We start from the raw sequence: 13963 nt of genomic DNA, 5'->3' as shown, positions 1-13963 counted from the left end.
CTCGGTCAGCTCGTTCGAGCCTTCCTCGCCGTCGCCCAGCTCGCGCTGGATCGCCTTCATCTGCTCGTTGAGATAGTACTCGCGCTGCGTCTTCTCCATCTGCCGCTTGACGCGGGAACGGATGCGCTTTTCGACCTGCAGCACACCGATCTCGCCTTCCATCAGGCCGAGGATCTTCTGCAGCCGCTCGGCCACCGAAACGGTGCCCAGCAGCTCTTCCTTCTGCTCGATCTTGATCACCAGGTGGCTGGCGATGGTATCGGCGAGCTTGCTGTGGTTGGTGATCTGGCTGACGGCGTTGACCACCTCGGCCGAGATCTTCTTGTTGAGCTTGACGTAGTTCTCGAACTCGGACTGCGCGGAACGCGCCAGCGCCTCGAGCTCGGTCTCGTCTTCCTCCGGTTCCGGCAGGGTCGTGGCTTCCGCTTCGAAGTAGTCCACGGTCTGCAGGTACTGATCGATCTTCGCCCGGCGCAGGCCTTCGACCAGCACCTTGACGGTGCCATCGGGCAGCTTCAGCAGCTGCAGCACGGAGGCGATGGTGCCGGTGGCATAAATCTCTTCAGGCGACGGATCGTCGTCCTGGGCATTCTTCTGGGTGACGACAAGGATGTGCTTGTCGTCGCGCATCACTTCTTCGAGCGCCTTCACCGACTTTTCGCGGCCGACGAACAGCGGCACGATCATGCCCGGAAAGACAACGATATCGCGTAGCGGCAGCACCGGGTAAACCCGATCGCGATCGAATCCGGCGCCGCCTTGGGTAACGTCCGACATATTTGGTCCTTTCCTGGGCGCAGGGCTCGTTTCGGGAGGAAGGGCGAGCCCGCGCCCGTCTAGCAATCGGGCCGGTCCCCACGATGGGCGGCGAGCCTGATTCTGCTGATTAAATAGGGCGCCCGCGGCAAAGGGCAAGTCAACCTACCCGTAATGACGGGTATGCCTGCAATGCGGCGCTACTGTGTGCTGCGCCTGCATCAGGCCAGGGGGCCCGAACCCCCGGTAACAGCCGGGCCGACATAGCGGGCCCGCGGCCTGATCAGTTGGCCGCTCGCCACCTGCTCCAGCATATGCGCCAGCCAGCCGACGCAGCGGGCCAGGGCAAAGATGGTGACCGGTGCGTGGGGCGGCAAGTCGTAGGCAGCGGCCAGCGCGGCCAGTGCGAAATCCACATTTGGGCGATCGCCCAGCAGGTCGTCGGCGGCCAGCGCCAGCTTGCTGAACGACGACGGGACCTCGATCGCGGCCAGAAGGGCCTCGGCCCGGACGTCGCCGCGGGGATAGAGCCGATGCGCGAAGCCGGGGATCACCCGTCCTTCCCCCAGCCACTCCCGCAGCCCATCGCCCGGCTGGTCGGCATGCGGGCCGATATCGAGCGCCAGCGCCAGCACCGCTGCCGCGGCAGTGCCATGCCGCGGACCGGCGAAAGTGGCGAGCCCGGCCAGCGCGCCGGCAGACAGCGATGCCCCCGTTGAAACAGCCACCCGCGCTGCAAAGGTCGAGGCGTTGAGCTCGTGATCGGCCAGCAGCACCACGGCGCGGCGCAGCACGTCGGCGGCAGCGCGGCGTCCGAGGCTATCGGCCAGGCGAACGTGCAGCGGCCCCGCGCTTACGCCCAGCATGGCGTCCGCAATGCAGCCCAGGACGCTCGCGGCCTCGCTGCGCAGCTGCCACGGCCCAAGACCGGAACTCGCCACGTCCCCGGCTGCGCGCTCCGCCAGGGCGGTAAAAGCCGCACTGATCGGCGCCCTGCCCTCGGGGCGCGGCGCATATGCAGGCGGGGTCCAGGCGCCATCCCACAACAGGGTAGCCACGTCCTCGAGCGTCGCTGTCGCAGCCAGCTCGACTGCATCCACGCCGCGATAGTAGAGCCGCCCGCCGCTGACCGTGGAGATCGCCGACGGCAGCACCGGTTCGCCCCAGCTGATCGCCTCCGACGCCACGACGGCGGAACTCCGCCGGCCGCGCGCTCGCGCCGCCAGCCGGTCGACATCCTCCTCACGATAGAGGCTTCGCCGCGTATCCATTGGATCAGGCTTCGCCCGGATGCGGCCCCGGCTTACGCTCGCATAAAGCGACTGCGGCTTTGAACCGAGCCGCGCCAGAGCCTCCGCCGCATTGAGCCACATGTTGACCTCGGATATTGATCAATATGATCAAGATTGACGTCAATGTTAGCGCGCCTACCTTGCTTTGCAAACAGCCAAGGAGGCTCAGATGAGCAATGGACTCGAAGATGTCGTCGCCGCCGAAACGATCCTCTCGGATGTGGATGGGCTGGCGGGCCGGCTGATCATCCGCGGCCAGCCGCTCGACGCATTGACCGGCCATGTGAGCTACGAGCAGGTGCTGGGGCTGCTCTGGGACGGCTTCTTCGTCGACCTGCCCAACGGCCTGACCACGCCGCTGGCAGACGCCAGGGCGGTCGTCTACCGCACCATCGAGCGCGAACACGCATTGCTGGCCGAACTGCCGCTCTACGACGGCGTCCGGGCCGTGATGGCGCGGCTTCCCGACGGTACGGATCTGGCAACGGCATTGCTGCTCACCGCAGCCCCCGCCGTCGTCCTGCCGGCGGCGATCCGCTTGCAGGCCGGCAAACTCCCCCGCGCGCCGCAGCCCGGCCTCGGGCACGCTGCGGATATGCTGGGCATGCTTGGCGACGCACCGGCCGATAAGGCGACGGCAGCAGCGCTCGACAGCTATCTCGTCACTGTGGTCGACCACGGCCTCAACGCCTCGACCTTTGCCGCTCGGGTCGTGGCTTCGACTTTGGCGGGGCTCAACTCCTCGGCTCTGGCAGCCCTCGGCGCCCTCAAAGGCCCGCGTCACGGCGGAGCGCTCGGGCCGGTTCTCGACATGCTCGACGCCATCAGCACCGCCGACAAGGCCGAAGCATGGATCGAGAACGAGCTCAAGAGCGGGCGCCGCCTGATGGGCTTCGGCCACCGCATCTATCGGGTGCGCGATCCTCGCGCCGATGTGCTGAAGGCCGCCCTCGAGCGGCTGACTCGCTCCGGCGCTGTCGATACCACGCGTGTCGAGTTGGCCCAGCAGGTCGAGGCAGCGGCGCTGGCAGCGCTCAAGCGCCACAAGCCGGACCGGGTGCTGGCCACCAATGTCGAGTTCTACCCGGCGCTGCTGCTCGAAACGCTCGGTTTCCCGCGCTCGGCGTTCACGGCGATCTTCGCCGCCAGCCGCATCGGCGGCTGGATCGCTCACGCCAGGGAAGAAGCCGCGAACGGCCGGCTGATCCGGCCGAAATCGCTCTATGTGGGACCGGTGCCGAGGGTCGCGGCCTGAGCCCGGCTCTTCATCTAGCCGCTGGTGCGGGCTGACCCCCACCCCTGTCCCCTCCCCCTCTAGGGGACGCGGTAGCGCCCCGGAAAGGGGAGGGAGACCAAAACACTGGCTTCTCGGTGAACCTCTCCCTCCCCCTGTTCAGGGGGAGGGATCAAGGGTGGGGCAGCCCGCACCGACCGACCGGTTGCGCCCGCCGACCTAAGCAGCAACCTTCGGCGGCAGCTGCTGGCCCGGGGTCGACACCGAAATCGCTTCCTCTTCCGGCGACATATCGGCCGGCACGTCCGCGAACAGCGGGGTCGAGAGGTAGCGCTCGCCGGTATCGGGCAGCATCGCGAGAATGCTCGAACCCTCCGGCGCCGTCTCGGCAACCTTCAGCGCTGCGGCGAAGGTGGCGCCGGCGGTGATGCCGACGAAGATGCCTTCCTTCTGCGCCAGCATCATCGACTGCTTCATCGCATCGGGGCCGGCAATGGTCAGCACCTGGTCGATCAGCTTCTCGGTCACCGCCTCATTGGTGATCCACGGGATGAAGTCCGGGCTCCAGCCCTGGAACGGATGCGGCTTCCAGGCCGAGTGGCTGCCGGTGGCGGCGTGGTCGGCGCGACGCTCCTGGCCTTCACCGCTGGTCAGCATCGGCGCGCCCTCGGGTTCGGCGACGATGATCTTGGTGTTCGGCATCTTCTCGCGCAGCACCCGGCCAACGCCGGTCAGCGTGCCGCCCGTGCCAAAGCCGGTCACCCAGTAGTCGAGCTTCTCGTCGGCGAAATCGCGCACGATCTCCTGTGCGGTGGTCCGCGAATGCATCTCGGGGTTGGCTTCGTTCTCGAACTGGCGGGTCTGGAACCAGCCATTGGCCTCGGCCAGCGCTTCGGCCTTGCGGATCATGCCGTTGGCACGCTCGGCCGCCGGGGTCAGCACCACCTTGGCGCCGAGGAACCGCATCAGCTTCCGCCGCTCGACCGAAAAACTCTCGGCCATGGTGACGACCAGCGGATAACCCTTGGCCGCACAGACCATGGCGAGGCCGATGCCGGTATTGCCAGAGGTCGCCTCGATCACCGTCTGGCCGGGCTTCAGCGCCCCGGACTTCTCGGCGGCTTCGATAACGCCGAGCGCCAGGCGGTCTTTCACCGACCCGAGCGGGTTGAACGCCTCGACCTTGACGTACAGCTTGACGTTCTTCGGGCCCAGTTTGTTGATCCGGACGACCGGCGTGTTGCCGATGGTCCCCAGAATATCCTTGAACTTCATGGTTCTTCCTCTTTGTGCCCCGTTGAGCGACGAGATTACGCTTCGGCCCCGGGAGCGACAAGTGAACCTATGGTACGGAATTGCGCTTCTGCTCCCCGCCCCCGCGGCGCTGCGCGTCCAATCCCTCCCTCAAGGGGGAGGTCCGCGCCTACCCCGTCGTCGCATCGCCCCAGTCGAGCTTCTTCGCTGCCTTGAAGGCCAGCTTGTCGCGGCTTGGCACGACCCGGGTTTCGAGCCCGTCCGCCCCGCATATGGCCAGCGTCACCGAGAACTTGTTCTCCTCCGGCCGCCGCAGCACCCGCCCTGCCGCCGGCGCGCCGATCCCTGGTCGCGCCATCACCAGGTAGCTGTACTTCTCGTCCTCGTAGCCGAGCGTGCCGCCCTTCAGCCGCATGTGGTCGCGGCTGCGGCTGAGCCGCACCGAGAAGTGGCACCAGTCCGGCTCGAGCAGCGGGCAATCGCGCTCATGCGGACAGGGCGCCAGCACCCTGCCCCCGAGTTCGATCAGCCGTCGCCGCACCGCCATCAGCCGCTGGTAGTCGCGCGGCCGGCCCGGCTCGATGATCGCCAGCACGCCATCGCTGTGCCGCCATAGCCTCGCCGCCGCTGCCAACATCTCGGCATCCGGCAGTTCGGTCAGCGCATAGGCACAGGTAACCAGGTCATATCGGGTCGCCAGCTCGAACCGCCCGAGATCGAGCTCCAGCAGTTCGGCCCCTGCCAAGGCCGTTCCTTCGGCCAGCGTCGCCGCCAGCGCCAGAAACGCCCGGTTGTGATCCATCAAAGTCGGCGCAATGCCCTCGAACGCCTCGGCTACCGCCCAACCGGCAGTGCCCGGCCCTGCCCCCGCATCGAGCAGCGTCCGCGGCGCGAACTCCGGCGCCCGCGCCTGCAGTTCCTCGAGCACTGCCGAAACCGCGGCATAGGTCGCCGGCATGCGGCTGAGCGCATAGGCCACCGCATCGTCGGCGCCGCCGATCACCTGTCGCGACGCGCCGCGCTGGCGATAGTGTTCTGAAATCCGGGCCGAGCTGTCGCCAAGCCCCTTGCGCCCCTCGGCAAGGCGCCGCACCGCCGCAGAAAGGTCAGCCGGCAGGTCGGTCAATGCCGGTTCGCCTTGCGAATGCTGTGCTCCAGCAGCGCGTCGCTGACCGCGCGTTTGAACCGTTCCTTGTCGGCGGCGGCGTTGTCGACGATCTCGCGCACCCGCCAAAACTCGCTGCCGCCGAATGGCCCGACCTCGGCGCGCACATAGACGTCCGGCGGGAATTGCAGCACGGTGGCGTCGACCAGTTTCTGCGACATGATCTCGGTCGCCACTACGGCGGAATCAGTGATGCTCGGCTCGCGCGAGGCGTCCAGCAATTCGGGCGTGCGATGCACGTCAATCCCGATCAGCACATCGCACCTGCCGGCGACGAGCCCCAGCGGCAGCGGATCGGTCACGCCGCCATCGATATAGTAGCGTCCCTCGACATTCACCGGCCGGAACAGGCTGGGGATCGCCAGCGATGCGGCGATCGCCGGGCGCAGCGGACCGGAACTGAATACCATCTCCTTCCAGGCGTAGAAGTCCGTCGCTACGGCATGGAACGGGATCTTCAGCTCGGCGAAATCGTCGGGAAAGCCATCGGGCAGGAACGCCGTGGTAATACCCATCGAGTTGACCTGCATCGACAACCCGTCTTCGACCATCTGCTTGAAGCTGAAGCGGTTGCGGTTCCACAGCGTCGAAGCGATCTGCTGCACGCTGCCGAGCACCCCATAGGCATGCTCGCGGAGTTCGGCGCCGCTCATCCCGTTGGCCCAGCCCGCACCGATCAGCGCTCCGATCGAGGAGCCCGCGATCACCGAGGGTTTCAGCCCCAGTTCGTCCATTGCCTCGATATAGGGAATGTGGGCCAGGCCGCGCGCCGCGCCGCTGCCGAGTGCCACGCCGATCCGCATGTGCCGCCTCCAGTTCGTCCCTTATGCGACGGCCACGCCCCAAATGAAAAGGCCCCGCCGGATGACGGGGCCTTCGAAGCTTTGGGGTGGATGGATCAGGCGCTGGTGGACAGCGCCTCTTCCTTCTTGCGCTCGGCATAGATGTAGAGCGGACGCGCGTCCTTGCCGTTCACCACTTCCTCGCTGATCACCACCTCTTCGACGCCATCGAGCGAGGGCAGATCGTACATGGTGTCGAGGAGGATGCCCTCGAGGATCGAACGCAGGCCACGTGCGCCGGTCTTGCGCTCGATGGCGTGCTTGGCGATCGCCTTCAGCGCATCCTCGTGGAAGGTCAGCTCGACCTCTTCCATCGAGAACAACCGCTGGTACTGCCGCACCAGAGCGTTCTTCGGCGCCGTCAGGATTTCGATCAGCGCGGGCTCATCGAGATCTTCGAGCGTCGCGAGAATCGGCAGGCGACCGATGAACTCGGGGATCAGGCCGAACCGCACCAGGTCTTCCGGCTGCACATCCTTGAGCAGGTCGCCGACGCGACGGTCCTTCGGGTCCTTGACCACGGCCGAGAAGCCGATGCCCGAGCCCTCGCCACGCGCCGAGATGATCTTTTCGAGCCCGGCGAACGCGCCGCCGCAGATGAACAGGATGTTCGTCGTGTCCACCTGCAGGAATTCCTGCTGCGGATGCTTGCGGCCACCCTGCGGAGGCACGGAGGCAACGGTGCCTTCCATGATCTTCAACAGCGCCTGCTGCACGCCTTCGCCCGAAACGTCACGGGTGATCGACGGGTTGTCCGACTTGCGGGAGATCTTGTCGACTTCGTCGATGTAGACGATGCCGCGCTGCGCCTTCTCGACATTGTAGTCGGCGGCCTGCAGCAGTTTCAGGATGATGTTCTCGACGTCCTCGCCGACATAGCCGGCCTCGGTCAGCGTCGTCGCGTCGGCCATGGTGAACGGCACATCGAGGATACGGGCCAGCGTCTGCGCGAGCAGCGTCTTGCCGGTACCGGTCGGACCGATCAGCAGGATGTTCGACTTCGAAAGCTCGATGTCCTGGTTCTTGGTGGCGTGGTGCAGGCGCTTGTAATGGTTGTGCACGGCAACGCTCAGCACGCGCTTGGCGCGCGACTGGCCGATGACGTAGTCATCCAGCACCTTGCAGATTTCGGCTGGCGTGGGCACACCATCCGAGGACTTCACCATCGAGGTTTTGTTTTCCTCGCGGATGATGTCCATGCACAGCTCGACGCATTCATCGCAGATGAACACCGTCGGTCCGGCGATCAGCTTCCTGACCTCGTGCTGCGATTTCCCACAGAACGAGCAGTAAAGCGTGTTCTTTGAGGATTCGCCGCTGGTCGTGTCCTTGGACATCCTGTCACTCCTGGGAGTTGGGGCTCCCATCCCCGGCTAGGATAGAACGCTAGCCCCGGATACCTAAACAAAATGTAAGCCCGACCGACCTTAACGGCCAGCCGGGACCCACACAATCACACAAGTGTCACACTCGCGTACGCCCATGAGATTCACCTTAACAGGTAAAACCCCACTCACGCGTCGGGCGCCGCCCGCTTCTCGAAGATCGAGTCGATGAGACCAAAATCCTTGGCCTCTTCGGGGCTGAGGAAGCGGTCGCGCTCGAGGGCGTTGTGGATGGCCTCGTAGTCCTGGCCGGTATGCTTGACGTAGATCTCGTTGAGCCGGCGCTTCAGCTTCTCGGTGAACTGGGCGTGGATCAGGATATCGGTCGCCTGGCCCTGATAGCCGCCGGACGGCTGGTGCACCATGATCGAGGCGTTCGGCAGCGCGGCGCGCAGGCCCTTCTCGCCGCCGGCGAGGAGGAGCGAGCCCATCGAAGCCGCCTGCCCGATGCACAGCGTCGCCACCGGCGGGCGAATGAACTGCATGGTGTCGTAGATGCCGAGGCCCGAGGTCACCACGCCGCCGGGCGAGTTGATGTAGAGGCTGATTTCCTTCTTCGGGTTTTCCGATTCGAGGAACAGCAGCTGCGCCGCGATCAGTGACGCCATCTGGTCTTCGACCTGGCCGGTCACGAAGATGATGCGCTCCTTGAGCAGGCGCGAATAGATGTCGAAGGCACGCTCGCCGCGCGTCGTCTGCTCGACCACGGTGGGCACGAGATAGTTGTAGAAGGTATCGACCGGATCTCTCATTTCGAGATTTGCCCCTTATGGAAGGAAGAATCAGCGCTCGCGGCCGACTGAAGGCGATGCCCTGTTAAGGGCGGGTAAAGCGACAGATAGGCGCCAATGTGGCAGGCCGCAATACTCACATATTCGCGCAAAGCCAGGGATCAACGGAACCTGCCCGGATGGGGAGGGGCGATCCAGCCTATGGCTTGAACCCGACCGCCACACCGCGCTTCTTGAAGTAGGACTGCATCATCTTGCGGCCCTGGCGATTGTTCTGCGCCAGCTTGGCGGGATCGAACACCGCTTCCTTCACTCCGTCCTTGGCCATCGCTGCCTTCAGCGCCGCGATATGGACGTCGATGTCGGCATTGTTCTCGCGCAGCGAGGTGTAAATATTGTCGATCGCTTCGTTGAGGGTGAGATCGCTCACGGGCTCGAACTCCAATGGGTGTTGGCGAGGCTACTAGCCAATTTATCGGCTGCGGCAAGCTGTTTCAGCAGATGGTGACGGCTTCCCGTCGGGGTGAGGCGCCGTATAGCATGGACCGCACTATCAGTTTCAACGGGTCCTCACTTGTCCGCAGCCGCTCCCTTCACCCTTGCCGACCATCACGCCAGCGTCCAGCCACGCGAGCTTGCCTTCTACCGCGATCCCTACGCGTTCTATGACGCGGTGCATGCGGCCTCGCCGGCCTTCTTCTGGGACAACTATGATCACTGGTGCTTCGCCGGGTTCAAGGATGTGAGCGCCCTGCTCCGCGACAAGCGCTTTGGCCGGCAGATCCTCCATTTGATGAGCCGTGAACAGCTCGGCATGGCGCCGCCCAAGGCGCACACGGCAGCATTCGACCAGACTGAGAGATACTCGCTGCTGACGCTGGAGCCGCCAAGCCACACCCGGCTCCGTTCGCTGGTCAACCGCGCTTTCGTCTCGCGGAACGTCGAGCAGTTGCGCCCGCGCATCGAGCGGCTGGCGAACGAACTGATCGACGGTTTTGAGGGCGACGGCCAGGTCGAGTTGCTCCGCGCCTTTGCCGCCCCTGTCCCGGCCATCGTCATCGCCGAAATGATCGGCCTGCCCGCCGATATGGCGATGCAACTGGTCGATTGGTCCAACCGGATGGTCGCCATGTACATGTATGGCGTCACCTATGAGACCGAGCTCGACGCCAACCAGGCCTCGATCGAGTTCATGGACTACGTTCGCGAGATGATCGCCGAGCGCCGCCGGCAGCCGCGCGAAGACCTCTTGACCCATATGCTGACCACCGAGGTCGATGGCGAAAAGCTCACCGAGGACGAGGTGATCTCGACCACCATCCTTTTGCTCAATGCCGGCCACGAGGCGACCGTCCACACCACCGGCAACGGGGTGAAGGCCATCCTCGAGAGCGGGCTCGACCCCAAGGCGCTGTTCGCCGATGCCGACCAGACCGAAGCCACGGTCGAGGAGTGCATTCGCTTCGATGCGCCGCTCCACATGTTCACCCGCTATGCCCTGCAGGACGTGACGCTCGACAACGGCCTGAGTTTCAAGCAGGGCGAGACCATCGGCCTGATGCTCGGCGCCGCCAACCGCGACCCCTTACGCTTCGCCGACGCCAACCGGTTCGACCCGTTCCGAACCGATGGCGCCAATGTCAGCTTCGGCGCCGGCATCCATTTCTGCATCGGCGCGCCACTGGCGCGGATCGAGCTGCAGGTGGCAATGAAAACGCTGTTCGATCGGCTGCCAGGGCTGCGTCTCGCCACCGCGCCGCAGTACAAGAACATCTACCACTTCCATGGCTTGGAGCGGCTGGAGGTGAGTTGGTAGGCGCAGAACTCTCCACATACTCGGTGTCATCCCGGCGAAGGCCGGGACCCATCCTGAGATGCTTCGGCTCGTCTGCGCAACCGTAGCACCCCGGGATGGGGCCCCAGCTTTCGCTCCTATGCGCTGAGTTAGGGCTGATCGATCCAGGGGCAAGCCGCGGTCATCGTGGCTTTCCCCTCATCCGGCGCTACGCGTCACCTCCGGGCGAGGGCTACGCCCTCGTACCGCGACCCCGACGGGGAGAAGAATCCGGAGAACGCGGCGATCACCACTTTTCCTTTCCCCGTCGGGGAGAGGGTGGATCGGCCGCAAGGCCGAGACGGGTGAGGGGTAGCAGCCACCGAGCCAGCAGCTGGCGCCGATAACTTAGCGCATATGGGTCTTCGCCCGGACGACACCCGTGACGAGGCTACTCCACCAGCTCCCTCAGCACATCCGGGATCAACCCCGGCAGATCCTCGGCGATAAGCCCCGGGCCGCCCCAGAGGTTCCCGGTCTCGCCGTGGATCCACACCCCGGCGCAAGCGGCGTCGAACCCCTTCATGCCCTGCGCGAGTAACCCGGCGATGATGCCGGCCAGCACGTCGCCCGAGCCGGCTGTGCCCAGCGTCGGCGGTGCATTGTCGTTGATCGCTGCGTGTCCATCGGGCGCCGCGACCACCGTGTCGCTGCCCTTCAGCACCACGATGGCGCCCGACCGCAGTGCCGCCGAGCGGGCGCGGTCGACTTTCGACCCGTCGACTTTGCCGAACAGGCGGTCGAACTCGCCCTCATGCGGGGTCATCACCACCGGACGCTCCGGTCGCGCCTTGATCGCCGAAAACAGCGCCTCGGGACTATCCTTGAAACTGGTGAGCGCGTCAGCATCGAGCACCGTCGCCGCATCGCTGACGAGCACCCCCAGCACATTGGCCTTGGTTGCCTCCCCGAGCCCCGCCGCCGGGCCGATCACCACGGTGTTGATGCGATGATCCTGCAGCAGCAGTTGCAGGCTCGCCGCGCCATCGACCGGCTTCAGCATGATGGCGGTCACATGGTTGGCCTGGATCAGCAGCGACGAGTGTGCGCCGGCGATGGTCACCAGCCCTGCCCCGGTGCGCAACGCAGCCGTCGCGGTCATCCGGCTGGCGCCGGTCTGCAGCGGCCCGCCCGACATCACCACGCAGTGCCCGCGGGTGAACTTGTGCCCCTCGGCCTCGAGCCTGGGGAGGTGCCAGAGGTCGGGGCTGTTGCGGTTGAGGTTGGGCCGGACCTCGCCCAGCACCGTCTCGGGAATACCGATCTCGGCCAGCACCACCTCGCCACAGCGGGCCCGTCCCGGCAACAACAGGTGCCCCGGCTTCAGCCGGAAGAACGTCACTGACACATCGGCCTTGATCGCCACGCCGCGGACCTGCCCGCTCGCCCCGTCAATGCCCGAGGGCACGTCCACCGCGACGATCGGCACGCGCAGTCCGTTCACCGCCTCGATCAGTTCGGCGAGCCCGCCTTCGATATCGCGGTCGAGCCCGGCGCCCAGCAGCGCGTCGACCACCACCTTGGCGCCGCGCAACCCATCCGGCCGCGCCGCCTGGATGGGCCCGTTCCAGAGATCTGCGAAGAAGGCGGCATCGCCGGTCAGCCGGTCGCGCTCGCCGAACAGTGCGACGCGGACTTCGCGACCCAACTCCTTGAGTTTCTTGGCCGCCACAAACCCGTCGCCGCCATTGTTGCCGGGCCCGCAGAGGATCAGCACCTGGCCGTCCGGATAGCGTTCCGCCACCGCCTCGGCCACGGCATTGCCCGCCGCCTCCATCAGCTTGAACGACTGGATACCCGATGCCACCGCCAGCGCATCGGCGCGGGACATCTCGGCGGGCGTGAGGAGGAGGTGTTGGCTCGTTGGTCCCATCGGCACTTGCTCCCTCTTCCCTCTCCCCTTGAGGGAGAGGGTGTCTCGGCCTAGCCGAGACGGGTGAGGGGCAGTTTCCAGATCGCGACTTCCCCTCATCCGGCGCTTCGCGCCACCTTCTCCCTCAAGGGGAGAAGGAAGAGCAGCACAAGCACCTTAGCGCATTGTCCCAAAACAAAAAGGCCGCCCCGGAGGGCGGCCCTGAACTTGTGATCGGCATCCACCAGCTTAGTGGTGGTGCTCCTCCGGAACTTCGTCCTCTTCCGAGGCGATGATCTTGGAGAGCTCGGCGCGGGTCATCGGCTTGTCGGTCTTCTTGGCGAGCTCGGTGACGAAATCCACCACCTTGTTCTCGAACACCGGAGCGCGGAGGCCGGCGAGGGCCTGCGGGTTCTTGCGGTAGTAGTCGTAGACCTGCTGTTCCTGGCCCGGGAAGCGACGCACTTCGGCGATCAGCGCCTGCTGGTGCTCTTCCTCGGTCACTTCGACCTTGTTCTGGTTGCCGATCTCGGCGACCACCAGGCCCAGGCGCACGCGGCGCTCGGCGATCTTCTGGTACTGCTCCTTGGCCGCTTCCTCGGTCGTGCCCTCGTCTTCGAAGGACCGGCCATGGTGCTCGACTTCGTGCACGACGCGCTGCCAGATGGTGTTGAACTCGGCTTCCACCAGCTGCTCTGGAACCGCGAACTTGTGGCCCTCGTCGAGCTGGTCGAGGATCTGCCGCTTGATCGCCTGGCGGCCCATCGAGTCGAGCGCCGCCTGCATCTGGTCCTTCACTGCGTCGCGGAGCGCCGCAACGTTCTCGAGGCCGAGGTTCTTGGCGAACTCGTCATTGAGCTCACCGGCCTTGGGGCCGTCAATGTGCAGGATGGTGACCTCGAACTCGGCCTTCTTGCCGGCCAGTTCGTCCTGCGCATAGTCCTTGGGGAACGTGACCTTGACGGTCTTGGTCTCGTTCTTCTTCATGCCCACGAGCTGCTCTTCGAAGCCGGGGATGAACTCGCCCGAACCGACGGTCAGGTGCGCATGGTCGGCCGAGCCGCCTGCGAAGGCCTCGCCCTTGATGGTGCCTTTGAAGCTGAGGCCGAGACGATCGCCGTTCTCGACGACGCCATCCTCACCCTTTTCCTCGTAGCCACGCTGCTGCGCGAAGACGCGCTGCACTTCGGTGTCCACGTCCTTCTCGTCGAGTTCGACCACCGGCTTGTCGACGGCGAGCGACTTGAAGTCCATCAGGGTGACCGGCGGCAGCACTTCATAGCTGACCTCGAAGTTGAGGTCGGCTTCGCCGTCCAGCACCTGGTTGATCACGCCCTGGTCTTCCGGCAGGTCGACCTTCGGCTGCGTCGCGGCGCGCTCGGAGCGGTCGTCGAGAGTCTTGGACACGGTCGAGTTGATCGCATCCGACAGCACTTCCGACATGGCGGAGCGGCCATAGACCTTCTTCAGGTGCGCGGTCGGCACCTTGCCGGGGCGGAAACCCTTGATGTTCGCGGTGCCCTTGAGCTCATCGAGCCGCGCATCCAGCCGGTCGCTGAGATCCTTCTTGGGGATGACCAGGGAAAGTTTGCGCTTGAGGCCCTCGTTGAGGGTTTCT

Annotated in this window: 12 protein-coding genes; 2 read left to right on the top strand and 10 right to left on the bottom strand. The window is 65.5% G+C overall.

Going from position 1 to position 13963, the window contains the following annotated elements:
* Window positions 1–777, bottom strand: a 777-nt coding sequence (locus VGV07_RS02075; RefSeq protein ID WP_326867028.1) for an LON peptidase substrate-binding domain-containing protein, incomplete at its 3' end; no start/stop codon positions are given.
* Window positions 778–977: 200 nt separating this feature from the next.
* Window positions 978–2027, bottom strand: a complete 1050-nt coding sequence (locus VGV07_RS02070; protein WP_326867027.1) for a citrate synthase — start codon at window positions 2025–2027, stop codon at window positions 978–980.
* A 190-nt stretch (window positions 2028–2217) separates the two neighbouring features.
* Between VGV07_RS02070 and VGV07_RS02065 the strand changes: the two genes are divergently transcribed.
* Window positions 2218–3303 carry a citrate synthase gene (locus VGV07_RS02065; protein ID WP_326867026.1) on the top strand — a complete coding sequence of 362 codons (1086 nt, stop codon included), beginning with the start codon at window positions 2218–2220 and terminating at the stop codon, window positions 3301–3303.
* Between the two features lie 198 nt (window positions 3304–3501).
* On the opposite strand, the gene cysK is transcribed toward VGV07_RS02065, so the two are convergent.
* The 6 genes from cysK to VGV07_RS02035 all read right to left on the bottom strand — a co-directional run bounded on the left by cysK (window position 3502) and on the right by VGV07_RS02035 (window position 9089).
* A complete protein-coding gene (gene cysK / locus VGV07_RS02060) occupies window positions 3502–4557 on the bottom strand; it encodes a cysteine synthase A (RefSeq protein WP_326867025.1) in 1056 nt (351 codons plus the stop codon).
* Window positions 4558–4705: 148 nt separating this feature from the next.
* Entirely contained in the window at window positions 4706–5662 is a 957-nt protein-coding gene (locus VGV07_RS02055) for a small ribosomal subunit Rsm22 family protein (RefSeq protein WP_326867024.1), read from the bottom strand.
* Window positions 5659–6504, bottom strand: coding sequence for a patatin-like phospholipase family protein (locus VGV07_RS02050; RefSeq protein WP_326867023.1), 846 nt, complete (start codon window positions 6502–6504; stop codon window positions 5659–5661). The genes VGV07_RS02055 and VGV07_RS02050 overlap by 4 nt, the downstream gene beginning before the upstream one ends.
* Before the next feature lie 95 nt (window positions 6505–6599).
* On the bottom strand, window positions 6600–7880 hold the full coding sequence (gene clpX / locus VGV07_RS02045) for an ATP-dependent Clp protease ATP-binding subunit ClpX (protein WP_326867022.1): 1281 nt from the start codon (window positions 7878–7880) through the stop codon (window positions 6600–6602).
* 176 nt (window positions 7881–8056) lie between these two features.
* Window positions 8057–8680, bottom strand: a complete 624-nt coding sequence (locus VGV07_RS02040) for an ATP-dependent Clp protease proteolytic subunit (RefSeq protein WP_326867021.1) — start codon at window positions 8678–8680, stop codon at window positions 8057–8059.
* 178 nt (window positions 8681–8858) lie between these two features.
* Window positions 8859–9089 carry a hypothetical protein gene (locus tag VGV07_RS02035; RefSeq protein ID WP_326867020.1) on the bottom strand — a complete coding sequence of 77 codons (231 nt, stop codon included), beginning with the start codon at window positions 9087–9089 and terminating at the stop codon, window positions 8859–8861.
* Between the two features lie 144 nt (window positions 9090–9233).
* Here VGV07_RS02035 and VGV07_RS02030 point away from each other — a divergent pair, with 144 nt between their 5' ends.
* Entirely contained in the window at window positions 9234–10475 is a 1242-nt protein-coding gene (locus VGV07_RS02030; RefSeq protein WP_326867019.1) for a cytochrome P450, read from the top strand.
* Between the two features lie 409 nt (window positions 10476–10884).
* On the opposite strand, the gene VGV07_RS02025 is transcribed toward VGV07_RS02030, so the two are convergent.
* The gene (locus tag VGV07_RS02025) at window positions 10885–12366 is read right to left on the bottom strand and encodes an NAD(P)H-hydrate dehydratase (protein WP_326867018.1); all 1482 of its coding nucleotides are present in this window, start codon (window positions 12364–12366) and stop codon (window positions 10885–10887) included.
* Window positions 12367–12594: 228 nt separating this feature from the next.
* On the bottom strand, window positions 12595–13963 hold a 1369-nt coding region (tig, locus tag VGV07_RS02020), incomplete at its 5' end, for a trigger factor (RefSeq protein WP_326867017.1).

The organism is Devosia sp. (assembly GCF_035944845.1).
Lineage (GTDB): Bacteria > Pseudomonadota > Alphaproteobacteria > Rhizobiales > Devosiaceae > Devosia_A.
Note: the sequence above shows the minus strand (reverse complement) of the source record. Positions and strands in the feature narration are given on the sequence as shown.